This is a genomic window from Streptomyces sp. NTD91, assembly GCF_059510455.1.
The window spans coordinates 1-22,677 of record NZ_JCAJZW010000048.1; the positions used below are offsets into that span (position 1 = coordinate 1).

Annotated in this window: 16 protein-coding genes; 6 read left to right on the top strand and 10 right to left on the bottom strand. The window is 73.7% G+C overall.

Going from position 1 to position 22,677, the window contains the following annotated elements:
- Positions 1-331 precede the first annotated feature (331 nt).
- Positions 332-1,090: a thioesterase II family protein gene (locus AC5WRT_RS32835; protein ID WP_496100874.1), complete on the top strand. Its 759-nt coding sequence runs from the start codon at positions 332-334 to the stop codon at positions 1,088-1,090.
- A 75-nt stretch (positions 1,091-1,165) separates the two neighbouring features.
- On the opposite strand, the gene AC5WRT_RS32840 is transcribed toward AC5WRT_RS32835, so the two are convergent.
- Complete coding sequence (locus AC5WRT_RS32840) at positions 1,166-2,413, bottom strand: aminotransferase class V-fold PLP-dependent enzyme (protein ID WP_496097762.1); 1,248 nt, start codon at positions 2,411-2,413, stop codon at positions 1,166-1,168.
- A gap of 412 nt (positions 2,414-2,825) precedes the next feature.
- On the opposite strand from AC5WRT_RS32840, the gene AC5WRT_RS32845 reads away from it, so the two are divergent.
- From AC5WRT_RS32845 to AC5WRT_RS32855, 3 genes are all read left to right on the top strand, one after another.
- Entirely contained in the window at positions 2,826-3,107 is a 282-nt protein-coding gene (locus AC5WRT_RS32845) for a hypothetical protein (RefSeq protein WP_496097722.1), read from the top strand.
- A gap of 487 nt (positions 3,108-3,594) precedes the next feature.
- Positions 3,595-4,992 carry an FAD-binding oxidoreductase gene (locus tag AC5WRT_RS32850; protein ID WP_496100875.1) on the top strand — a complete coding sequence of 466 codons (1,398 nt, stop codon included), beginning with the start codon at positions 3,595-3,597 and terminating at the stop codon, positions 4,990-4,992.
- 247 nt (positions 4,993-5,239) lie between these two features.
- A complete protein-coding gene (locus AC5WRT_RS32855; RefSeq protein WP_496097724.1) occupies positions 5,240-10,150 on the top strand; it encodes an AMP-binding protein in 4,911 nt (1,636 codons plus the stop codon).
- A gap of 85 nt (positions 10,151-10,235) precedes the next feature.
- Here AC5WRT_RS32855 and AC5WRT_RS32860 read toward each other — a convergent pair whose 3' ends face one another.
- The 3 genes from AC5WRT_RS32860 to AC5WRT_RS32870 all read right to left on the bottom strand — a co-directional run bounded on the left by AC5WRT_RS32860 (position 10,236) and on the right by AC5WRT_RS32870 (position 14,993).
- Complete coding sequence (locus AC5WRT_RS32860) at positions 10,236-11,471, bottom strand: helix-turn-helix domain-containing protein (RefSeq protein ID WP_496097725.1); 1,236 nt, start codon at positions 11,469-11,471, stop codon at positions 10,236-10,238.
- A gap of 421 nt (positions 11,472-11,892) precedes the next feature.
- Positions 11,893-13,959, bottom strand: coding sequence for a condensation domain-containing protein (locus AC5WRT_RS32865; protein ID WP_496100876.1), 2,067 nt, complete (start codon positions 13,957-13,959; stop codon positions 11,893-11,895).
- A 647-nt stretch (positions 13,960-14,606) separates the two neighbouring features.
- On the bottom strand, positions 14,607-14,993 hold the full coding sequence (locus tag AC5WRT_RS32870; protein ID WP_496097727.1) for a hypothetical protein: 387 nt from the start codon (positions 14,991-14,993) through the stop codon (positions 14,607-14,609).
- Between the two features lie 309 nt (positions 14,994-15,302).
- Between AC5WRT_RS32870 and AC5WRT_RS32875 the strand changes: the two genes are divergently transcribed.
- Both AC5WRT_RS32875 and AC5WRT_RS32880 read left to right on the top strand, forming a co-directional pair.
- The gene (locus AC5WRT_RS32875; protein ID WP_496100877.1) at positions 15,303-15,605 is read left to right on the top strand and encodes a hypothetical protein; all 303 of its coding nucleotides are present in this window, start codon (positions 15,303-15,305) and stop codon (positions 15,603-15,605) included.
- A gap of 8 nt (positions 15,606-15,613) precedes the next feature.
- A complete protein-coding gene (locus AC5WRT_RS32880) occupies positions 15,614-15,865 on the top strand; it encodes a phosphopantetheine-binding protein (protein ID WP_496097729.1) in 252 nt (83 codons plus the stop codon).
- Between the two features lie 109 nt (positions 15,866-15,974).
- On the opposite strand, the gene AC5WRT_RS32885 is transcribed toward AC5WRT_RS32880, so the two are convergent.
- The 6 genes from AC5WRT_RS32885 to AC5WRT_RS32910 form a co-directional block, all read right to left on the bottom strand.
- The gene (locus tag AC5WRT_RS32885) at positions 15,975-16,796 is read right to left on the bottom strand and encodes an AfsR/SARP family transcriptional regulator (RefSeq protein ID WP_496097730.1); all 822 of its coding nucleotides are present in this window, start codon (positions 16,794-16,796) and stop codon (positions 15,975-15,977) included.
- Positions 16,797-17,097: 301 nt separating this feature from the next.
- The gene (locus AC5WRT_RS32890; protein ID WP_496097731.1) at positions 17,098-18,084 is read right to left on the bottom strand and encodes a 4'-phosphopantetheinyl transferase family protein; all 987 of its coding nucleotides are present in this window, start codon (positions 18,082-18,084) and stop codon (positions 17,098-17,100) included.
- Positions 18,085-18,205: 121 nt separating this feature from the next.
- Positions 18,206-18,967, bottom strand: a complete 762-nt coding sequence (locus tag AC5WRT_RS32895) for a phosphopantetheine-binding protein (RefSeq protein ID WP_496097732.1) — start codon at positions 18,965-18,967, stop codon at positions 18,206-18,208.
- 41 nt (positions 18,968-19,008) lie between these two features.
- Positions 19,009-19,875 carry an AfsR/SARP family transcriptional regulator gene (locus AC5WRT_RS32900; protein WP_496097733.1) on the bottom strand — a complete coding sequence of 289 codons (867 nt, stop codon included), beginning with the start codon at positions 19,873-19,875 and terminating at the stop codon, positions 19,009-19,011.
- 306 nt (positions 19,876-20,181) lie between these two features.
- Complete coding sequence (locus AC5WRT_RS32905) at positions 20,182-20,379, bottom strand: acyl-CoA carboxylase subunit epsilon (protein WP_496097734.1); 198 nt, start codon at positions 20,377-20,379, stop codon at positions 20,182-20,184.
- Between the two features lie 85 nt (positions 20,380-20,464).
- On the bottom strand, positions 20,465-22,516 hold the full coding sequence (locus AC5WRT_RS32910; RefSeq protein ID WP_496097735.1) for a condensation domain-containing protein: 2,052 nt from the start codon (positions 22,514-22,516) through the stop codon (positions 20,465-20,467).
- Positions 22,517-22,677 lie beyond the last annotated feature (161 nt).

Consider the following 22,677-nt stretch of genomic DNA (forward strand, 5'->3'; position numbering starts at 1 on the left):
GACTTGCTTCTCGGGTACCGTTCCCGCCTCGGGCGGCGTCGTTTCCACAGACATGCTTGGGTCGGCTCCTGTCGGTCCGTGACTCGTCTCGCGGCGGCACCGAATAGTGCGTACACCTGGTCCGGAGGCTAGTGACGGCCGTTAGAGGGGCACTCGCGTCCGCCCGGGCCGTACCGCGCGGGGCTCATCGCACGACGGCATCGGCAGGGCGCCGCTCGCCTCGTTCCGCCGCCGCTGTATCGACGTGGCGTACCGTTCGCGCCGCGACGACGCGGGCCGCACCCGCGGTTGCGCCGGCCCGGCCCGCACGACCCGAAGGGGGAACACCGACATGACAGCTTCCACGGCGTCCACGAACACCGGGACGGGCACCTGGGTACGGCGCTTTCAGCCCGCTCCCGACGCCCGGCACCGCCTGGTGTGCTTCCCGCACGCGGGCGGCTCGGCGTCCTACTACGTCCCGTTCACCCGCGCTCTCGCCCCGGGCGTCGACGTGCTCGCGATCCAGTACCCGGGGCGCCAGGACCGACGCCACGAACCCTGTGTCGACAGCGTCCACGGGCTCGCCTGCGCGCTGGTGGAGGAGTTGGGGGGCTGGTTCGACCGTCCGGTGTCCTTCTTCGGACACAGCATGGGTGCCTCGGTGGCGTACGAGGTGGCGCGGCGCTTCGAGCGGCATGGGCAGGTGCTGCACCGGTTGTTCGTCTCCGGTCAGCGCGGCCCGTCGGCCGTGCGGGACGAGCGGGCGCATCTGCTGGACGACAAGGGGCTGATCGAGGAGATCGCCCGGCTCAGCGGCACCGACGCCCAGGTGCTGCGCGACCCGGACATCATGCGCATGGTGCTGCCGTCGATCCGCGCCGACTACCGGGCCTCCGAGACCTACCGCTACGCGCCGGGCCCGCCGCTGTCCTGCCCGTTGACCGTGCTCACCGGGGACGACGATCCGGGGGTCGCCCTGGATGAAGCACGGGCCTGGGCGGAGCACAGCGCGGGGCCGTTCGATCTGAAGGTGTTCCCCGGCGGTCACTTCTACCTCGAGCAGCAGGCACCCGCCGTCCTTTCCACCGTGCAGGCCCGCCTGCGCTGACGAACCGCGAGACCCCGGACCACGAGTCCGTCTCCCGCCCCCTGGCCCCGGGTTCTCCCTCCGGTCGCGAGCCGTTCACGCCCCGGGCTGGAGTCGGCCGGTGTGCTGCGGGCCGCCGGAAACCACGGCCAGATGCCGTCGCCGGCCGCTCAGCGGCACGGGATCCGGATCGCGGCCGGCACGGACGGCAGGGTGCGGCGCCGGTGCGGCGGAGCGCGGACGCGGGAGGCGGGCGGACCGCGGCGGCCCCTCGGCCACGGCGTCCTGGAGGGCGTCGGCGAACAACTCGATGTCCGCGGCGGGGTCCTCAGGGTGCACGGAAGCCCGTACGGCCGTGTCCACACCGCGCCCGGGCAGGTACAGCGGGGTCTCCTCGGCGACCGTCTTCCATACGACGACTCCGCGGTCCGCGAGGCGGCGGCGCACCAGCGCGGCCGGCAGCTCCTCGTGCCGGAAGGTGACGATGCCGGACTGGACCCGGCCGGGGGCGATCAGTCCGGTGCCGGACGTGTTCTCCACGGCTGCGCACAGGCGGGCACCGATGTCGCCGGGTGCGTCCTCGTCCTCGGACGTGTGCCGGGCCAGGGCCGCGGCTAGTGCGGCGACGGCCGCACCGTGCGGTGGTACGACCGGCAGGCCGCCGTACGGGACCAGGGCCTGGCGCAACCGCGGTCCCACGTAGGCGAATCCGACGGACTGCGGGCCGCGCAGGAAACGCCAGCCGTCGCCGACGAGCAGCTGGCAGCCGATGCGGGCCACGTCCACGGGCAGCTGCCCGACGGCGTAGGAGGCGTCCACGGCGTACAGGCAGCGGTGGGGGGCCAGGATCCGCCCCACCTCCTCCACCGGGTTGACGATGCCGCAGCCCGCCGGGACCTGCGTCACCGAGACCAGAGCGAGGTCGTCGCCGGCGTGCGAGGCCATCCAGTCCAGGTCCAGGTCCCCGTCCGGGCGCAGGGGTACGACGTCCAACCGACAGCGGGTCCGGGCGCGCAGGGCGAAGAGGGCGGCGAGGTTGGCGGCCGACTCGTAGGGGGTCGTCCAGACGCGGTCGCGCGGGCCGAGGGGCAGCCGGGACAGGACGGCGGCGAACGCGTCGGCGGCCCCGGTGCACACCACGGTGTCGTCGGGTGGCGCGCCGAGCAGGGCGGCCAGTCGCTCGTGGATCTCCCGGTGCAGGACCTCGCCGAGGCGTTCCTCCAACTCGTACGGCCCGTACCGGTCCTCGAAGCGCGTCCATTCGGTGAGGACGTCGAGTACGGCGGCGGGCATGCGGCCGACACCGGCCGCGTTCAGATGGACCCTTCGCACACCGTGGGGCATCGCGTTCACTTCCGGGGCCTCCCTCCGTCACGGAAATGGCTGAGGAAATTTATTGCCCAGCGCTTGGCAACATATTGCCGCCACTGGCGAGGAGTTGGCAACGTGGGCTCAGGCGGCGCTCAAGTGGCCGAGGCCCCGCCGGCTCTCGTCTCAGCCGCGGCCGGCTCCCTTCTCCAGGGATTGCCAAGCATTGCCAGAGGGTTCCGACTTCTGCCAAAGGCCAGCGTCTTCGCAGTTCAGAGCCGTTTCACTCAGGCAAGTCGGTGAGGGCGCAGGGATCCAGGGATGCATTTCGTGGCCATCTTGAGTGGAATCCGACCAATTCCCCAGCGATTCGCGAGATTTGCTTGCCAACCTTCTTGGCAAGAGGTTGCCAAGCAACGAACACGAAATTGACACCGAGGAGCCAGCCATGAACCGCATCGCCCGGATCGCCGCCACCGCCGCCGCCACCGTCGCCGTCCTCTCCACGGCCGGCGCCGCGACCGCGAACGCGATCGACTGGCCGACGGCGCCGACGACGGTCTCCGCGACGGACTCCATCGACTGGCCGACCGCCCCGGCCTCGGCCACCCCGGCGAGCATCGACTGGCCGACCGCCCCGGCCTCGGCCACCCCGGCGAGCATCGACTGGCCGACCGCCCCGGCCTCGGCCACCCCGGCGAGCATCGACTGGCCGACCGCCGCCGTCTGATCCGCGCCCGGGCCTCAGGGCCCGACCCCGCGACGCCCCCGCAGGCAGCCATGCCCGCCGGGGGCTTCGGCATTTCATCGGTACGACTTCCGCAACCGTCCCGACCGCTTCGATCGCCGAGACCGCCGGCATCGGCGAGGGCATCCAGGCGATCTCCACCTGCGCGCCACGAACCAGGCCGACGCGACGGCGGACCGGGGCACGGATCACCCGCCACGGGTGACGCCCGCTGCCGCAGGCGTCGGCGGGACTCCCGCCCTGAGGCCCCCTGCCGCGGCCACCGGCCCCGCCGGCCTGTCTGCGCCTGCCGCCGGTGCCCGGGCCGGTGTCTGCCGGTGTCTGCCGGTACCTGTCCGTAACCGGGGCGTTGCGCATCGCGTTCCGACCGGTGCGCCCGAGACCCGGCGCCGGTGTGCGGTGGCGGCCGGGCGGGTGAAGACTGAGGGCGGGCGAGGACGTCCGCCCGTGACCCGCATGCGAGGCGGCCATGAACACCATCGACGAAACGGCTGTCGGCAGTCTGCGCGAGGCACTGCGGGGGTCGGTGATCACACCGCAGGACCCCGGCTATGACGAGGCCCGCAGCATCTACAACGCCATGATCGACCGCCGGCCGGCCGCCTTCGCGCAGTGCGTGGACGTGGCGGACGTACGAACGATCGTCTCCTTCGCCCGGGACACCGGCGTCCAGCTCGCGGTGCGCGGCGGCGGCCACAGCGGCCCGGGGCTGTGCCTGGTCGACGACGCGCTCACACTCGATCTGTCGCCGATGCGCTGGGTCAGGGTGGACCCGGAGACGGACACCGCCCAGGTGGGCGGGGGCAGCCTGCTCGGTGACCTCGACCACGCCGCACACGCCGTCGGAGGCGCCGTTCCGGCGGGGATCGTGTCGACCACGGGCGTCGGCGGGCTCACCCTGGGCGGCGGCCACGGCCACCTGACCCGCAGGTACGGCCTGACGATCGACAGCCTGCTCGCGGCCGACGTCGTCCTCGCCGACGGCAGCTATGTCACCGCGTCGGCGGACAACCATGCGGACCTGTTCTGGGCACTGCGCGGCGGGGGAGGCAACTTCGGTGTGGTGACGTCGTTCACCTTCCGGCTGCACCCGGTGTCCACGGTGGGTGTCGCGGTGACGCTGTGGCCGGTCGACCGCCTCCCGCACGTGCTGCGCTGGTACCGGGAGTTCCTGCCGGACGCGCCGGAGAGCCTCAGCGGGTTCTTCGCCGTACTGACCGTGCCGCCGGGGCCGCCCTTCCCGGAGCCGGTCCACGGGCAGAAGATGTGCGGGGTCGTGTGGTGCCACACGGGCGGCCTGGCCGACGACCGGCTGGCGGGGGTGCTCGCGCCGGTGAACGAACCGGCGCCGCCGGCCTTCCACTTCGCCACCCCGATGCCCTACCCCGCCCTCCAGACGATGTTCGACGGGCTGATGCCCGAGGGATTGCAGTGGTACTGGCGCGGAGACTTCTTCGACGCCGTCCCCGACGCCGCGATCGACGTGCACCACAAGTACGCGGAGAACCTCCCGACCGCCCTGTCGACCATGCACCTGTACCCGGTGGACGGGGCGGCCCGCCAGGTCGGCGCCAACGACACGGCCTGGGCCTACCGTGACGCCGTCTGGTCCGGCGTGGTCGCCGGCATCGACCCCGACCCGGCCAACGCGGAAACGATCCGGCAGTGGTGCGTCGACTACTGGACCGACCTGCACCCGCACTCCATGGGCGGCGGTTACGTCAACTTCATGGGTTCCGCGGAGAGTCAGGACCGGGTCCGGGCCACCTACCGGAGCCACTACGACCGCCTCGCCGCCGTCAAGCACGCGTACGACCCGGACAACCTCTTCCGCGCCAACCAGAACATCGCTCCGGTGCCCGGCTGACACGGGCGGCCGTGCGCGGCCGGCACAACATCCCCGCCACCGGTGAGCCGATCGCCCACAGCACGCCGACGACCGCCCGCCCCAGGAGTTGGCAACACCGCACCCCTCCTCCTGGCAACAACTCACCCTCGTCATCTGTGACTCCATCACCGCTCGACCGTCCCGAGACGCCGCCTCAGGCAGCCGTTGCCAACATTCAGGCAACGTTTTGCCAAGCCGGAAGCGCTGTCGTAAGGAGCGGGTGCCGATGTCCATCTCCGGCCTCATCGAGCAGCAGGTCCAGGAGCGTCCCGACGCGATCGCGGTGCACTTCCCCCGGCACGCCGACGGCCGCGGCGAGCACCTGACCTACCGGGAGCTGAGCCGCGCGGCCAACCGTCTCGCCGCGCACCTGCGGGCCCGTGGCACCGGTCCCGGCGACCGGGTGCTGACCTCGCTGCGGCCGGGGCCGCGGATGGTGACCGCGTTCCTCGGCATCGTGCGGGCCGGCGCCGCCTGCGTCCCGGTCGACCCAGCCGAATTGGCCGAACGGCGTCGGCTGGTCGTGCGTGACAGCGCGGCCTCCACGGTGCTGACCGAGGCCGCGGGCGCCGGGGACTACTCGGGGCTGGACACGGTGGTCGTCGCGCTGGACGACGAGGCCGCCGAGATCGCCGGGTGCTGCGACGCCCTGCCCGGGCAGACCACCGGCCCGGACGACGCCCTCCACGTCCGCTACACCTTCGCCGCCACCGACACCTTCGAGCGCGTCGTCGTACCGCACCGCGCGGTGCTGGAGTTCGTCCGCTCCGGCGACCGCCTGCGGCTGAGCCCCGCCGACGCGGTGGCCCAGGCCGCCGGTCCCGCGTCCGGCGCGGTCGCTCTCGAGGTGTGGGCGACGCTCACCGCCGGCGCCCGACTGGTCGGCCTTGGCGAGGACGCCCTCACCGACCCGGGCCTCTTCCAGGACGCCGTCCGCGACAACCGCGTCTCGGTGGTCTTCCTGACGGCCGCCCTGTCCGACCTGATCGCCCAGGAGCGGCCCGCCGCCCTCGCCGCGCCGGGCGCCGTCCTGCGGGAGATCGAGCCCTGTGAGCCGCGCAGAGCCGACGAGTTGTTCGCCACCGCGCACGAGTCCGCCGGGGGCGGCGCCGGGGCGCTCCTGGTCGAGTCGGTGCTGACCGGCCACCCGGGGGTGTCCGCAGCCGCGGTGTCCGTGCACGGGACCGAGGGCGGCGGCGAACGCCTGGTGGCCCACGTGGTACCGGCCCGCCCGGCCGGGGAGGACGCGCGGACCACCGAGTGCGGGATCCACCCGGCGCTCCATGACGGCGCGGCCGGGGTCGGCCTCGGCGACGACTTCACCGGCTGGAACAGCAGTTACGACGCCCTGCCGATCCCGCCGGAGCACCTGCGGGAGTGGCGGAACGCAACCCTCGACCGGATCCGCGAACTGCCGCGCCGCCGGGTCCTGGAGATCGGGGCGGGCGCAGGGCTGCTGCTGGCGCGCCTCGCCCGCGACGAGGAGGTCCACGAGTACTGGGCCACCGACTCCTCCCCCGCCGCCGTCGCCGCGCTGACCGCGCGGGTGGAGGCCGACCCGGTCCTGAAGGAGAAGGTCCGGCTCGACTGCCGGGGCGCCGAGGACACCGGCGGCCTGCCCGCCGGCCACTTCGACGCGATCGTCGTCACCTCGGTGATCCGGCGCTTGCCGAGCCTCTCCCATCTGCGCACCGTCGTCGAGCGGGTGCTGCCGCTGCTCGCCCCGGGCGGCGCGCTGCTCCTCGGCGACCTGCGCAACCTCGATCTCGCCCGCTGCTTGCACACCGGTATCGCGCTGGCCCGGCCCGGCGCCGTCCGGGGCGACCGGGAGGAACTGCGCCGTGCCATCGACCAACAGGTCGCCACGGAAACCGAACTGCTGCTCTCCCCCGCCCTGTTCGGGGCGCTCGCCCGCGACCTGCCCGCCGTACGCGCGGTCGACGTACGCGTCGGGCGGGGCCGGCACCACAACGAGCTGACCCGCTACCGCTACGAGGCGGTGCTCTCCACCGCCGAACCGGTCGCCGACCTCACCGGCGCGCCCACGCTCCGCTGGGGCCGGGACGTCGCCGGCATTCTCGAGGCCGAGCACCGCCTGTCGACGGCCCGCCCGGCCGTGCTGCGCCTTGCCGGGGTGCCCAACCGCCGGGTGCACGACGAGTACACGGCCATGGAGTCCCTCTTCGACCCCCGCGAGAGCATCGACCTCGCGCCGCGGGACGCGCCCGCCCCCGATCCGGAGTCGTTGTGCCGGATGGCCGAGCGCCTGGGCTACCGGCCCCTGCCCACCTGGGGCGAGAGCCCCGACCTCCTCGACATCGTGCTGCTCGACCCCGGGCAGGTCCCGGCGGGCGCGCTGACCGGCGTGTACGCGGCGCCCGACACCGAACCCGGCAGCTGCGCCAACACCCCTTGCGGCGGCCACACCCCCGAGCTGGAGGCCGTCCTGCGCGACCACCTCAGGGAGCGGCTGCCGGAGCGCCTGGTCCCGTCCGCGCTGGTGATCGTCCGGGCGCTGCCGCACGGCGCCGACGGTGCGGTGGACCGTAAGGCCCTGCCCGCACCCTCCCCTGCCGCCGAGCGCCCCGGCACCCAGCCCGGCACACCGATCCAGGAGATCATCCGTGACCTGTTCGCCGAGGTGGTGGGCCTGCCCCGGCACGAGGTGCACGCCGAGTCCGACTTCTTCCGCATCGGCGGCCACGCGGCGGCGGACCAGCTGCTGTCCCGGGTGCGCGAGACCCTCGGCACCGACCCGGGCGGCCGGGCCCTGTACGAGGCGCCGACCCCGGCCGCGTTCGCCACGCGGGTCGGCGACGTGCCCGCCGCGCTGACCGGGCCGGGCGCCACGGCCGACGACAGCCGGGAGTTCTCGGTGCGGCTGCGCGGCACGCTGGACAGCCGGGCCCTGGCGGCGGCGCTGGAGGACCTCGGCCGCCGCCACCCCGCGCTGCGCAACTCCCGGCTCGGCTCGGCGGGCACCCGGCTGCGCGCGCTGGCCGCCGACGACCACCTGCTGGAACTGGCCCTGCCCGCCGAGTCGGTCGACCTGTGGTCGCATGTGCCGCTGGCCGCCGAGATCGCCCGGGCCTACGGCGCGCGGGCCACCGGCGACACCGCGCGGCACTCCCCCGCCGGACTGGACGCGGCCCCCCGCGCAGTCTTCGGCGACCTGCCGCCCACACCGCTGCCGGGCAGCGCGCCGCAGGCCTGCCATGCCCTGCACGGCATCCTGGAGACCGAGTTGGACGCAGAACTGCACACGCGGCTCAACCGGTTCGCCACCGAGCACGGCACCACCCTGTTCATGGTGGTGCACACCGCGCTCGCCGCCCTGCTGAACCGGCTCGGCGCGGGCGACCGGGTCACCGTCGCCGCCCCCGTCCCCGCCCGGGACAGCGCCGCGCTGCGCGAGGCCGTCGGCCCGTACGGGCGGGTCCTGGCCCTGACCGTCGACACCTCCGGCGATCCGGCCTTCACCGAGCTGCTGCGCCGGGTCCGCGAGCGGGACCTGGCCGCCTACCGGGACGGCGAGGCGGCGCTGGCGGCACTGCCCGGCGGGATCGCGCTGACCGTGCTCCAGGAGTGCGTGGGCCGGTTCACGGCGGCCGGACTGTCCGTGCGGGCCGAGCACTGCACCCCCGCGGTCCCGGCCGCGGACCTGGGGCTGACGCTGACGGAGCGGCAGGGCCCCGGGGGCGCCCCGGCCGGCATCGCCGTCACCGTCACCTTCCGCTGCGAGACGGTCGGCGAGACGGCCGCCGCCTCGCTCACCGGCCGGCTCACCGCCGTACTGCGCGCGGCCCTCGAGGCGCCCGCCGCCCCGATCGGCCGGCTGCGGCTGCTGCCCGAACCGGCCGCCGGGGGCGGGGTGTGGGCGGGCACGGACGTGCCGCTCGCCCGGCAGGACGTGGCCTCGCTGTTCGCGGCGCAGGTCGCGCGGGCCCCGGAGGCGCTCGCGCTGGACGGCCTTGATTATGCCGAACTCGACGCACGCTCCGACCTGTTGGCGCACGCCCTCATCGAGCACGAGGCCGGTCCCGGCACCTGTGTGCTCACCGCGCTGTCCTCACCGGCCGGGTTCGCGGTGGCCGCGATCGCCGTGGCGAAGACGGGAGCCGCGCTGCTGCCGGTCGACCCGTCGCTGGACCTCGCCGAGTCCCTGCACCCCGTGGTGCTGCTGCTCGACGAGACCGCCGACCTGCTGCTGCCGGCCGTGCCCGGCGCGGCCCGGCTGGTCCGCGAGGACGCCGCCGACCGCCTGCCGCCGGCCGGGCGCTGGCCGCTGACGGAGGCCGACCGGACCCGGCCACTGCGCGCCGGCGATCCACTCCTGCTGCTGCCCGGCGAGGGCGGCACCGTGGCGGTGGGCGGCCAGGCCGTCATCGCAGCGACGCTGGCCGCACCGGCCGACGCGGCCTGGCTGGTGCGGGGCTACCCGGACGGGGACGCGGCGATCGGGCTGCTGGGCGCGCTGGCCGGCGGCGCGCGCGTGCATGTCCCGGACGGCTCCGTCACCCGAGACGTGCCGCACGAGGTGCTGGGGTGGCTGCGCCGGCAGGGGGCCCGGGTGGTGCTGGGCGGCGCCGACGACGTGCTGTGCGCACTGGTGTCGCTCGCCCGGACCGAGGGCGCGGAGCTGACCGTGAGCGGTGGCTGGGCCGAGGCCAGGCTCGTCGTCGAGCATGTGCCCGGCGCCCCGGCCCGCCCCGCCCCCGGCCACCGGGCCTACCTCCTCGACTCCGCGCTGCGCCCGGTGGGCCCGGGCCGCACCGGTTCCCTGTACATCGCGGGCGCCGGCGTGGCCCGGGGCTACGCCGGGGCGCCCGGGGCCAGCGGCGAGCGGTTCCTGCCCGACCCGTTCGCCGGCCCGGACGGCACCGCCCTCATGTGGCGCACCGGCCGCGCCGCCCGCCTGGACGAGTACGGCAATCTGCGGGTGCTGGACGGCCCGGCCCACGACGACCCGTTCGCCGACGCGTGCGCCACCTTCGTGGTGCTGGCCGACTCGTCCGGTCACCGCGCCCTGTGGCCCGCGGCAGCCGCCGTCCCCGAGGGCTGGTACGAGACCCACGCCGAGGACCTGTACGAACTGTGCCTCGACCACATCAACGACCACCTCGGCGACCCGTTCTGAACGGCGCCCTCCCCGCCGGGCGGGGTGAGGCCCCGGGCCGGAGAGGACCAGGGCGCCCCGGACCGGGATTGCGTGAACCGCCCGCTCACACCCCGGATGCCGCCGAGCCCCGTTCCGCGGCGGACCGGGCCAGCGCTTCGGCGAGGATGCGCCAGACCTGCGCGGCCAGGTCGACGTTGGCGTCGGCCTGGGCCTGCTCCGCCAGGGCCCGCAGGCCCTGGATGCCGCGTTCGTCGCCGGCGCGGATGAGCAACCGGTGGCGCAGGATGTCCATCTGCACCCGCTCCCGATAGGTCATCCGGGGCTCCACCTGGGCGAGTTCGCCGAGCAGGGCGCGGGCGTCGTCGTACCGGGCGGTGACGAAGGCGAGGTCGGCCTTGAGCGCGACCAGTTGCTGGCGCAGTCCGGGCGTGCCGACGAACGCCAGTGCCGACTCGGCCGCCGTGAGGCACCGCTCGGCCGCCTCGGGGTCCGGCGGTGTCTTCTCCAGGTGCAGCCGTCCGGTCGTGAGCCTGAGCCGGAGCCACAGCACGAGGTCCTCGCCGCTGCCGAACCTCTCCAGCGCCTCCTCCAGGTAGCCCTGCGCGGCGGTGTGGTCGCCCTGCCGCAGACGTACCGCGGCGGCGGTCCACATGGCCTCGGCCCACAACGCGTCCGACCGGCCCGCGACCAGTTCGACCAGCTCGTCGGCGTGGGCCCGCGCGTCCGGCATCCGGCCCGCCTCGCCCTCCACCGAGACCAGGGCCAGCAGCACCGCGGCGCGGTCCTCCACGTCCAAGTGGTCCTCGCGGGCGAGATGGTGGGCTGTCATCGCGGCGTCGACGGCGTCGTTGATGTCGCCGAGCGAGCGCAGGCAGCGGGCGAACCGGGTCAGCCCGCGCACCCGCAGCGCGGTCAGCCCGACCGCGTCGCCGAGCTGCACCAGTTCCTCCAGGTATTCGCGTTCGCCGGCGTGGTCGCCCTGGACCCGGCGTTGCCGGGCCAGTTGCCACAGCGCCTGCCAGCGCAGGACCGGTGCCTCATGCCCCTCGGCCGCCAGGGCCTCGCGGAGCGTCTCCAGGGCCGCGTCGGAACCGGTGGAGGCGACCAGCGACAGCGCGTTGGCGAGGGAACCGCCCGCGGGCTCCTCGAAGTCGGCCACCTGAAGGCCGAGCCGTTCGGCGAGGTAGGCGACGGCCCGCTCGGTCGGCTGGCGGGCGCCGGACTCCAGCCGGGAGAGGTATCCCGTGGACATGCCGTCGCCGGCCAGCGCTGTCTGGGACAGCCCGCGGGCCTGACGCAGTTTCCTCAGACGGCTGCCGAACGCGGGCTGTTTCAGCATGTGACCATTCCCTGGGGGTGGACGAGTGGGGGCGGCCGCGGGGCGGGACGGGCGAGCCACCGAAGGCCGCGACGAGCGTAGGGGGCGGGGCAACAGCCGGGCAATGTTTTGCCAGACGCCGTGCCTTGGGTCTCGTGCGGATCTCACGGACCTCTCTTGCGTTCCTCTAGCGGTTCTTTACCGGATCCGGGGAGCATCTCGAGTGTCGGTGGCGGTGCCTGCGCACCGGCCCGCCATGTGTCACGGGAGCAGTCCCGTCCGTATCGCCACGGGAGTCGTCCATGAAGCAGTCGGTTCCTGCCCGCCGTGCTGCCCGCGAGGGCCGCTCCGGCCGACCGGGACCGCTGCGTGCCGCGCCCTCCGACGACGACATCGACTGGCCCAAGTGACGATCCTGCCCCGGTGGTGCCGGGCAAGCTCTTCAGTGCCGGGCCGCCGACGCGCCGGCTCGGTGCAGGGCGCGCGCCAGTCTGCGGGGGCCGTCCGGATCGTCGCAGGCGCCGCCGACCACGACGAGGGGCGGGCGTGCTCCGGTCTCGGTGACCCGGCGCGCCAGCGCGCCGGCGAGGGCGCCGGCGCCGGAGTACCCGCCGAGGACCAGCCGGTCGCAGGAGCGGGCCAGCGCGGCGAGGGCGCCGGCCTGCGCCGTCTCCTCGCCGGCGGTGAGCCGGAGCGCGGTCAGCGCCTCGGGCCCGCGGTAGTGCCGTACCAGTTCCCAGTGCCCCGTGCGCGGTGCCCCCGGGACGTCGAGCAGGCACACGGTCGCCGCGTCGGGCGCCGACGCGGCGCGCAGCGGCAGGAGCGACGCCGCGTCCCGGAGGACGGGACCGTCCGGGATCCGGGGTGTGGCCGCGTCCGGCAGCCAGGCCAGCACGTCCCCGACGGTGGTTCCGGCGGTCGCGGCGGGCAGCAGGCGCAGCATCCGCTTGGTGTGCGCCAGCAGGGTGCGGGCGGTGCCGCCGTCGACGAGGTCGCGGTCGTAGGCGCAGGTGAGGACGAGAGCGCGGCGGGCGTCGTGACCGGCGCGCAGCCGCAGGGCGTACCCTGCGGGCGATCCGGCGGCCTCCTGCTCCTCCAGGCGTATCCCGTGCCCGGCGAGTTCGTCGCCGTAGGCGGCTTCGGGGCGCGGGCCGCAGTCGAAGGCGAGCAGGCCGCCGGTCCGTGCCCCGAAGGCGCCGCCGGTGGCAGGTTCTCCGGCCGTCGTCCATTCGTAGGCGGCCAGGTCCATGACGCAGTCGCGCAGTTCGCGCAGGAGTGCGGGCAGCCCCAGTGCCGGGTGGACGGCGATCGTTACGGGCAGCGTGTTCTCGAACGGTCCGGGGACGCCCTCGATGCCCTCCAGGAGGAGTCCCCGCCCCGGGAAGTCCAGGCCGAAACCGACGGTCGTGGGCCCGGGCGCGGCGTCGGACGCACGGTAGAGCAGCATCGCCCACACCGCTTGGAGCACGCTGCTCTCCGCGACGCCCCAGCGTGCCGCCCAGTGGGCGAGGTGGGCGCTGCGCAGCGGGGGCAGCGCGGCGCGGAGCACGCCGGTGCCCGAGCTGCCGGACGGGCCCGGCCGGGATGCGGCGGGTGTGGCCCGCGGGCGGGTGGGCAGGGGCCGGAGGCCGTCGGCCGGCCCGAGGTTCTGGGCGCCGAGCCAGCGAGCGCAGTCGCCGAGGTCGGGGCGGCGTTCGCCACCGGGCAGCACCCCGTCGGCGAGGTAGGCGCGGCAGCACTCGCGCATCAGCAGCCGGACGCTCCAACTGTCCAGCAGGGCACGGTGATAGGTGACGAGTACGTCGGTGAAGGGCGCTGCCGCGTCGGCGGGGCCGCTGTCCAGCAGCGCCACCCGTACCGCGCCGGGGCGGCGCAGGTCGAAGGCGCGGGCACGCTCGCGGGCCAGCAGTGCCGCGCGCCGGATCACGGTGCCGTGGGCGTGGCGGACGACGTCGGTGCGGCCGTGGTCGAAGACGACGGCGCGGGGCCGCGGGTCCCACACGAAGCCGGTGCGCAGTACGCTCTCGCGTTCGCCGACGGCCTGCCAGGCCGCTTCGAAGCGTGCGGTGTCGAGGGGACCGTACCAGCGCCAGACGACCTGCTCGACCTGGTGCTCGGGCCAGGCCAGGGCGTCGGCGAGCCGCTGCCGCTGCACGGGGGTGACCGGCTGGGTGCGCGGCAGCGTCCCACAGGGCCGGCCGCCGGGGCCGGAGCCGGACCGGGCGGGCCGGCCGGGCTCGGGGGCGGCGGTGAGCAGGTCGGCGAGCAGTCCTGCGGGGTAGGGTGCCTGCGTTCCGTCACTGCCGGGCAGTTCCACGGAGTGCAGGTCGGGTCCGTGGCGCAGCAGCCGGGGCTCCGGGTGCCGTGCACCGGGTCGGATCTCCGCGATGCGGTGCAGGGCCCGGTGGAAGCAGGCCGTGTCCAGTGGTCCGTGCAGTTCCAGAGCGCCGTGAGCTCCCCGTTCGGGGTCGAGCACCGCGCAGACACCGGCAGGCCGGTCGTCGTTCATCGCCAACCCCTCCTGGACACCGCCGTACGGAACCAACATCGGCCCTTTCGGCTCAGCGGTTCGGACAGCACCCCTGGCGCGCGCGGCAGAGCGCACAGTGCGGACGTGCCCCGCGGGAACTGCCCGGGGACCGGCTCCCCGTCCCGAAACGGCGCGTCAGCGGCGCCGCAGGGACAGGACACCCGGCGGGCCGGTGCGGCAGGGGACGTCACCGCGTCCGCAACCGCCGCCCGCACAACGGCACCCCGGGCATCCGACCGGCCCACGGCTCCGGCTCCGGCTCCGGCTCCGGGGGTACGTGCAGACAGATGTGTTGCTCTTCTCCAACCGGCCGTTCACGCAGCGCTCTGCCATGACTGCCCTCTCACGCTCAGTCACTCGACGCTAGCTCCGCCGCGCCCCGGCCGTCCGTTTTCTCCAGTGGCCCCCGAACCGTCCCCGACCTGCATTCATCCCCCCTGAAAGCCGGGGACACGGCATGCGGGGGCGAACCGACCCGCCCTCGCCGCTCCCCGCGCACCCCGCGTCCACCCTCCCGGCTCCCTCCACGGGCCCGGTGCGCCGTTCACGCGGCTCACAGAGCGGAGTGGATCGCTCCGTTCATTACGCCGTAATAGCCCGAGGAGTTGAGGCGACCTGAGGTGGAGTCAGCTCGTCGTCCCCGGTGCGAGCACGTCATGACACTGCACGACCCCGCCCGCGGCATCGAAGTGGAGCTCCGCGACCAGTGACCAGACCGCTCCTGCGGCGCGCGCCGTCGCCCGCAGCACGACGACGTCGCCGTCGGCGAGGACACTCTCGACCGTCAGCTCCAGCCCGTCCGGCAGCGCTCCCCCACTCGTGCCGGCGGAGCCCGCCCAGTGGCGGGTGAGCTGGTTGACCTCGCCCCGGTTGCCTGCCGCGACCAGCGCGAGGACGAGCTCCCTGTTGCGCTCGCGCAGGCTGCGAGCGGTGAGCAGTTCATGCAGCGCCCCGCTGAGGGGTTCGGTCAACGTCGGCACCATGACGAGCGGCCCTTCTTCGTGGTTCGTCATCCCGCACGGCAGTCCCAGATCATGACCGCCCGCACTGGAGAGGGGCCGGAGGACGGGTAAAACCCGGTGAGGCCCGAGGAATCATCCACGCGCTTGTCCCCCGGAACCAATTCCAGAGTCCGTCAGTCGATTCCCGCGTTTTCTCGGAATTGCCCTCGACAGGATTCGCCGGTACGGCACGGCGTGTGCATACGACGTCCCTCGCAACAGCGGTTCCGTTCCGTGTTCCGCCACGGCTCCACCACCCCTGTAGGCGGCGTGGTCAGGCTGGCCCAGACAGGGGTGGACCAACCGAGACGGGACCACTACGTGCACCTGCTGATCGAACGGGCCGCCGCCGTGGTGCTGTGCGCGCTCGGCTCCGGAGCCGAGCGCCGAACCGCGTGGGGCCCGCTCGCCGACTGCCGGCCGACCGTTCCCGGTCCGCCCTGCGCGTGGACGTACACCGCGGAGAGCCGCGACCCGGCGTTCGTGACCGGGCCGAGGAGCCGGTCGACGTTCCGCCGAGGTGTCGGTGAAGGGGACGACGCTGACCGGGTCAACGAGCTCGGCGATCTGCCACGGCGTACGACGGCGACTTCCTTCGACGAACCGACGACACACAAAGAGTGAGGTCAGCAATGCCTTGGGACAAGAAGTTCGAGGAACTCCTGCGCGGCTACCTGCCGTTCCTCGGCGCCGACGAGCCGCTGGAGGCCGACACGGACCTCAGGGTCTCGGGTCTGGACTCGCTGGCCGCGGTGGAGTTGCTGGGTTCGTTGGAGAGTGCCTACGCCGTCCGCTTCGTCAATGAGGTCCTCTCCCTGGACACCTTCGCCACGCCGGCCGTCCTGTGGGACACGGTGACCCGGTTGCAGCAGACGGCCGCCTGAGCCCCGCACGGAAGACGCCGGACGGCGGTCCGGACGGCGGTTCCGCGGCGAGCCGGTGGAGGCGCGGCCGACGGCAGACCGTCGGCCGTGGGTCGGGCGGCGCCGTCCATCACGCCGCGAACAGGTCGAACGTCGAGGTGTGGCGCGGCCCCGCCAGCACGTCCAGCTGCGGATCCACGGCCAGCATGGCCTGGTGCATACGCTGCAACTGCGGGGAAGGCTCCACGCCCAGGTCCTCGATGAGCCGCATACGCAGCCTGCGGTAGACCTCCAGCGCAGTGGCCTGCCGCCCCGACCGGTACAGCGCCACCATGACCTGCGAGTGCAGCCCCTCATGGTGCGGATGGCGAGCGGTCAGCTCGGTCAGCTCGGCGATCAGCTCGGAGTGGCGGCCGAGCCGCAGGTCGGCGTCGATACGCCGCTCCACGGTGAGCAGCCGGCTCTCCTGCAGTCGCATCACCTCGATGTCGAGAACCGGCCCAAGTTTCACATCGACCAGCGGCGCACCGGTCCACAGGTCGAGAGCCGCCGCGAAACGCGCGGCGGAGACCTCATTGTCCCCCGCCTCGAACGCGGCCTGGCCCTGCCGGGTCAGTTCCTCGTAGCGGTTCACGTCGACGCAGCTCTTGTCGATCTGGAGCAGGTATCCCCCGTGCCGGGTCGCGAGAATGTCCTTCGCTCCGGTCGGAGCGCCCGGCCCCATCGCCGTACCGAGCCTCCTGCGCAATTGGAGTATGTACGTCTGGAGGGTCGTCAGCGCGCTCGCCGGAGGCTCGGACCCCCAGAGTTCCTCCATGAGCGTGGGTACGGGCATGACCCGTCCCGGATAGAGCGCCAGCAGCGACAGAATCTGCCGCGGCTTACCGGCCGTCGGAACGATTGATCCCCCGTTGACCTCGGCACTCAACGGACCCAGAACCTGAATCTGCATGGTGGCCTCCCCACCTCGTCGAGTTCCTTGTCCAGTTCCTTTTGGTGGCCAAAAATCTCTGCCGCTACGCACGCTAGCCGTGCCCGTCCCCCTCAAGCGATTTCCTGTATCCGTCCTCCAGCGGCACTCCACGTGTGGTGTCGGCACGTCTGGAACCGAACTCTTGATTCCGGCCCGAATTCCGGGCGGGGGACAAGTCGCCACGAGGGCGGTGAGGGACCAGGCGTCGTCGCGAGAACGGTGACGGACCAGCCGTTCCGGGTCGTGAGGACGTGGACCGAACCAGAGGGTTTCGTTGGGATCAGCCCGGGTCCGCGACGCCCGGCACGGCACCTCGCCGCGTTGTCGGACCACCCGAGTACGACCGGTGCTCGGGTGATCCTCCGCCTTGCGACGCACCGCACCGGACGCCGCGGCCTGCCCGACCTGATCCGAACGAAACCCCCTGGTCGTGCGGTGCGCCCACGGGCCCCGGCAGGGTGATGGTCTGCGGTGCGGCCCGGCCCCAGGGGAATCCGATGTGCAACTCCAGTCGGGAGGGGGAGAGTTCGTCCGCTGGTACGGCCACCGCGACCAGCACGTCGGGTACCGGCTCCAGTTCGAGGAACCGCCAGCGCCCGGCCAGGTCGTCGGCGGGCGGCCGGAAGGCGAGCACCCCGCTGTCGTCGGCCAGGGTGAAGGAGAACTCGTCGAAGGGCAGACCGAGTCCCAGTCCGCGGGCCTTGGTGTACGCCTCCTTCAACGTCCACAGCCTGAGCACCCGGCGGTCCCGCTGCCGCGTCGAGGACGCGCCGCCCACCCACCGCTGCTCCTCGGGGGCGAAGGTGGTCAGGATGGTCTCCAGGCCCCGCGGCTCCCGGTCGAGGCCCTCGACGTCGACTCCGATGCGCTGCCTGCGGACGATGCCGAGCAGGCTGTAGCCGCCTGCGTGGGAGAGGTTGAAGTCCAGGTGTTCGCCGCCCCTGGGCAGACCGCCGGGCAGCGGCTGCAGGAAGGGCCGCCCGCGCGAGGAACGCCAGATGACCAGCTCGGCCTCGGCGAGACCGGCCTCCAGCGCCAGCGCCCGGCGGACCAGGGCATGGGCCACGAGGTACTGTCGGCGGTCGCGCTCGAAGAGGAACCGGGCCGCAGTCTCGTTCTCCCGCTCGTCCAGCCAGTGCTCCGCCAGGACCTGGGCGATGGCCGGTGGGAGGGCGTCGTTGGGGCACAGCCACAGCTTCACCGGGGGCACCGTCTCGTGGTGCGGTGTGGGCCCGGCGCTGAGGGACTCCGGTGCGGTGATGGTCATGATGTCGTCTCGTCCGTCTCGGTTCGCCGTCCCCCCGCGGACGGCGCGACGTCGCGGCCCGGAGGCCGCCGGGGCCGCTGCGGGCGGGGAGCCCTCAGTGCTCCGCGGGTGGTGTCCCCGTTCACGCGGAACGGTCCACCAGGAGTGCGGCGGCCTCGTCGACGCCGAGCCGGTCGCCGCGCACCGCGTCGAGGAGCGCGACCACCTCCTCCCGGGACAGCGGGGGCCGCTGCGCGGCCGCGGTGGCGGGCGGCTTCTGACTCACTCCGGCCCCGGCCGGCGCGCCTACGACGTCCGGTGCCAAGGTGTCCGGGGGCTCCTGAGCCACTCCTGCCCCGTCGGGCGCGCCCCCGGTGCGGGAGGCGATGTAGGAGGCCATGGCGGCGAGGCTGGGGTGCTCGTAGACGCCGGCCGGGCCTTCGTTCAGGCCGAAGGCGCGGTTCACGCCGGCGACGAACTGGGCCGCCAGGATGGAACCGATGCCCAGCTCCGCGAAGGCGGCACCGCCGTCGATCTCCCACGGGTCGCAGTGCAGGATCTGCGCCAGCTGTTCGCGCAGCACCTGCAGCACCGCGGCCGAGGCACCGGGGTGCTGGGCGGCGGGGGCCTCCTCGGCACCTTGACGGACGGCCACCAGGTGGCGGGCGAGCTGGGCCGGCGTGGGGTGCTCGTACAGGGCCGTGCCGGCGATGCGGACGCCGAAGCGCTCGGCGATGGCCGAGACGAACTCGACTGTGAGCAGGGAGTCCAGGCCGAGGACGGCGAAGTGCTGTTCGGGGTCGACCCGGTCCGGATCGGCGTGTACGACATCGGCCAACACGGCCGTGAGCTCGACAAGGATGTCTCCGTGGCCATCGGAAGGTGCCGTCGGCTCACTGGTCATGGTGGATGCCTCCAAGGCTCGGGGCCCCTCCCGCCGGAGGGTCAGTGGGTCGGTGTCAGGGGTCCGGCGTGCGGGGTCTGCGCGGCTCGGGCCGGGGCCGCCGTGCCCGGCTGCGTCTCGGGCTCGGCCATCAGGATCGAGTGCTGGAGCCGGCGCAGCCGCGGTGACGGTTCCAGGCCCAGCTCGCGCCCGAGGGTGGTGCGCAGTCGCAGGTAGGCGTCGAGCGCCTCGCCTCGGCGCCCGGAGCGGTGCAGTGCGATCATGAACTGTGCGTGCAGGTTCTCGTGGGTACGGTAGCGGCTCGTCAGGACCGTCAGCTCGGCGAGCACTTCGCGGTGCCGGCCCAGCCGCAGGTCCGCCTCGATGCGCTGGTCGAGTGCGCACAGCCGGCTCTCCTCGAGGCGCTTGGCCTCCATGGTGAGCTGGACGCCGGTCTGCACGTCCGCGAATGCGGATCCCGACCACAGGTCCAGGGCGGCGGCGAGGGTGCGGGAGGCACCGGCGAAGTCACCGGCGTCCATGGCCCGGTAGCCCAGTCCGGCCAGCCGGTCGAACTCGCGGACGTCACTGGTGCCGCCGCCGGAGGCGAGCAGGTATCCCCCGGGCAGGGTGAGCAGCACGTCCTTGGCGGTACGGCGTTCCGGCTCGGTGCCGCAGGCCTGTGCGGTGCCGCGGGCCAGCGCCGTCCCGATGAGTTCGCGCAGTTGCAGCACATAGGTCTGCAAGGTGGTGCGCGCGCTGCGCGGTGGCCGGTCCGACCACAGTTCCTCGACGAGCGAGGCGATCGGCACCACCCGGTCCGCGTGCAGCGCCAGCAGCGCCAGAACCTGGCGTGGCTTCGGCGCCGTCGGGGCGATGGACACCCCGTTCTCCCTCACGTCCAGTGCGCCCAGTACGTCGATGTCCACGCCGTCTCCCCTAAGTCCACGTGCGCTGCCGGCACTTCACGATTTAAAAACAGCACGAACGGTATGTCAATACGAGACCGAACGTCCTGTTTTTAACAACCTCGAGATGCAGTGCAGCAGCTCTCGAAGACGGGCGCCCACCTGCCAAAATCCATGCAACGACCATCGACTTGAGGCCCGCAGGCATCACCCCTGACCGATAGACGTCTGGCAGGTGAGGAGGACATCCCCGCGAGGAACCGACCAGACACCTCGCCGAACCTTCAGCAAACAGACCGTCAGGTCTTGTAAGAGACGGGGCCTTCGTCACTGCCAGCTGTGCGATCCGCAGTAACGGCCCTGCCGCCACCAGAACGCGCGGTCGACCGGCCACGGCCGCGTCTCCTCGTGTGCCGTCCGGCCGCGCAGGGCCAGCAGCACGACGGTCAGCGCGGCCAGTTCCTCCTCGGTCGCCGTGCCGCGCTCGACGCGCAGAGCCGGTTTTCCCCGGTCCGTGTCGCCCATGCCGCCTCCTCTTTCGGCCACCGTCGGCCATGCGGCTCAAGAACTGCTCGCCGCCCGCTCGAAAGGCCGACGGCGACGCCACTCGTCAAGTACTGGGCGCCCGCACCGCCCGCAGGGCCCGGGCCAACGCCTGCGCGCTCTCCACGGCACCGCCGACCCCGGTCATGACCACGGCCGGGGCCTCACCTGTCCGCTCCGCCACGCGGAGGCCGATCTCATGGGCGACCCGACCGGCCGGACCCGCCCCGCACAGGGTCAACCGCCGCCCGTCACCGACCAGTTCCTCCAGGAGATCGGGCGGCACCCGCCGGCCCGTCATCCTGAGCGACACGATGTGTTCCGGCCCCTCGTGGTCGCGCAGCAGCGTGTCGTACGCGCCCGGCGTGACCCCGGGAACTGTGACCAGGCACACGACGTCCGCCTCGGGTTCCCCGGCCCGCAGCACCGCCAGCACGTGCCGGGTGCAGCCGGGTTCGGGCGGTGTCATGCGGGGCACCTCGGAGGTGCTCAGCAACCGCAGGGCGTCGCCGACCGTGACTTGCCCGTCCGGGTGCTCCGGCAGGCTGCGCAGCAGGTGCAGGCACTGCGCCAGCGTGCTGGAGGCGTCGGCGTCGGTGAACCTGGCCCGGTCGTACAGGACGGTCAGCACGAGGGCGCCTTCGGTGTCGTAGTGTGCGACGAGCGTGACCGGCAGCGTCGTGTCACCACCGGCGCTCTGCGGCACCCCCACCCGGATGCCCTGCGCAGCCAGTTCCGCCCGCAGGTTCTCCGGCATTTCGGGGCGGCTGTCGAAACGGACGGTGGTCTCGGTGAGCTCGGCTCCGGGGGCGCGCCCACCCCACTCCCGGATCCGGTCGCTGCAGACCCAGGCGTAGGAGGTGAGGTCGAGCGCGGCATCCCGCACCTGCAGCAGGAGGTCCACCAGCGGCGCGGCCGGGTCCACGGTGACCGTCATCGGCAGCGGGTTGCCCAGCAGTCCGGGAATGTCGGCCGCGGCCCGCAGCGACATGTCCCGCCCGGACAGATGCACCCCGAATGCCACCGGCAGCGGTCCGTCGGCCCCGGCCGCCCGGTACAGCAACAGCGCCCACACCACGTGCAGGGCGCTGCTCTCCCCCGCGCCCCGGCCCGCGGCCCACGAGCGCAGCCGGGAGGTCTGGGGCGGCCTGAGTCGGCGCTGGATCCTGCCCGGCCCCCCGGCATGCCGTGGTGGCCCGGCGGGGCGGCCCGGGCTGACTGCGGCATCGGCGGGCGGTGCGGCCGCCGACCAGAACTCCCGGGCAGCGGCCGGATCCTGGCGGGTCAGCCACTCGGCGTGGTCCCGGATGTCGGGCCGCCGGTCCGCGCCGGGCAGCACCCCGCCGGCGAGGTAGGAACGGTAGAACTGCCGCACCAGCAGACGTGCCCCGCGCTCGTCGAGCAGAGCCCGGTGATAGGTCACCAGCAGGCGGGTGGGCGGCTGCCCGGCGCCGGCGCCGCTCGTGTCCGGCGGCCCGTCGACCAGGGACACCCGCAGCAGACCCGGCCGGTACAGCTCGAAGCCACGGGCCCGGTCCTGCCGGAGCAGTTCGCTCCAGTCGACGTCCGCCTGCCCATGGCGTACGACGTCCACGACCGTGCGGTCGTGGATCACCAGGCGGGCGGCGCCGGTCCAGTCGAAGGACGTCCGCAGCACCACCTCCCGCTCGGCGACGGACTGCCAGGCGGTGACGAACCGGCTGAAGTCCAACGGGCCCGCCCAGTCCCAGAAGAGCTGCTCCACGAACCGCCCGGGGCCGCCCCGACCGCCGACCGCCGCCGCGAGCAGCGCCCGCTGATGCCCGGTCACGGCGATCGTCTCCGCCGCGAGTGGCGCCAGCAGGTCGGACAGCAGATCGTCGGTGAGCTGCCCGCCGGGTTCGGTGGTGCCGCGGGGGGTGAGCCTGAGGAGACACCGACCGGAGCGCCCGGCGTCCGGGGCGCGGTCCAGCCCGACGTCGTACGTCCGATGGCGCTCGCCAACGCGTGCGGCGACCGCCTCGGCATCCGGGCGGGTCAGCCCGCACAGCTCGAAGACGAGCGGCGACCAGGCCTGCGTGCCGAGCGGTTCGTGCACCACGGCGAGGACGGTGCCCGCGTGCGAGTGATGACTCCTCATCCGTTCCCCGAGGCGCCGAACGCAGCTGCCGCAGCGGCCGTGTCCGGTCCCCAGACCTCCTTTTCAAATCGTTTCTGCACGGCGCTTCCGGCCACGGTCCGGCGGCGGCCTGGACCGGTGCGCCCGCCCACCGCTTTCCGCGGCCCCGCCGTCCCGGAAGG

Coding starts and splice junctions, on each gene's coding strand:
- AC5WRT_RS32840 (WP_496097762.1), bottom strand. CDS start 2,413: ATGCCCCACGGTGTGCGAAGGGTCCATCTGAACGCGGCCGGTGTCGGC.
- AC5WRT_RS32890 (WP_496097731.1), bottom strand. CDS start 18,084: ATGACCATCACCGCACCGGAGTCCCTCAGCGCCGGGCCCACACCGCAC.
- AC5WRT_RS32865 (WP_496100876.1), bottom strand. CDS start 13,959: ATGAACGACGACCGGCCTGCCGGTGTCTGCGCGGTGCTCGACCCCGAA.
- AC5WRT_RS32870 (WP_496097727.1), bottom strand. CDS start 14,993: ATGACGAACCACGAAGAAGGGCCGCTCGTCATGGTGCCGACGTTGACC.
- AC5WRT_RS32860 (WP_496097725.1), bottom strand. CDS start 11,471: ATGCTGAAACAGCCCGCGTTCGGCAGCCGTCTGAGGAAACTGCGTCAG.
- AC5WRT_RS32855 (WP_496097724.1), top strand. CDS start 5,240: ATGTCCATCTCCGGCCTCATCGAGCAGCAGGTCCAGGAGCGTCCCGAC.
- AC5WRT_RS32905 (WP_496097734.1), bottom strand. CDS start 20,379: ATGGGCGACACGGACCGGGGAAAACCGGCTCTGCGCGTCGAGCGCGGC.
- AC5WRT_RS32895 (WP_496097732.1), bottom strand. CDS start 18,967: ATGACCAGTGAGCCGACGGCACCTTCCGATGGCCACGGAGACATCCTT.
- AC5WRT_RS32845 (WP_496097722.1), top strand. CDS start 2,826: ATGAACCGCATCGCCCGGATCGCCGCCACCGCCGCCGCCACCGTCGCC.
- AC5WRT_RS32850 (WP_496100875.1), top strand. CDS start 3,595: ATGAACACCATCGACGAAACGGCTGTCGGCAGTCTGCGCGAGGCACTG.
- AC5WRT_RS32910 (WP_496097735.1), bottom strand. CDS start 22,516: ATGAGGAGTCATCACTCGCACGCGGGCACCGTCCTCGCCGTGGTGCAC.
- AC5WRT_RS32835 (WP_496100874.1), top strand. CDS start 332: ATGACAGCTTCCACGGCGTCCACGAACACCGGGACGGGCACCTGGGTA.
- AC5WRT_RS32885 (WP_496097730.1), bottom strand. CDS start 16,796: ATGCAGATTCAGGTTCTGGGTCCGTTGAGTGCCGAGGTCAACGGGGGA.
- AC5WRT_RS32880 (WP_496097729.1), top strand. CDS start 15,614: ATGCCTTGGGACAAGAAGTTCGAGGAACTCCTGCGCGGCTACCTGCCG.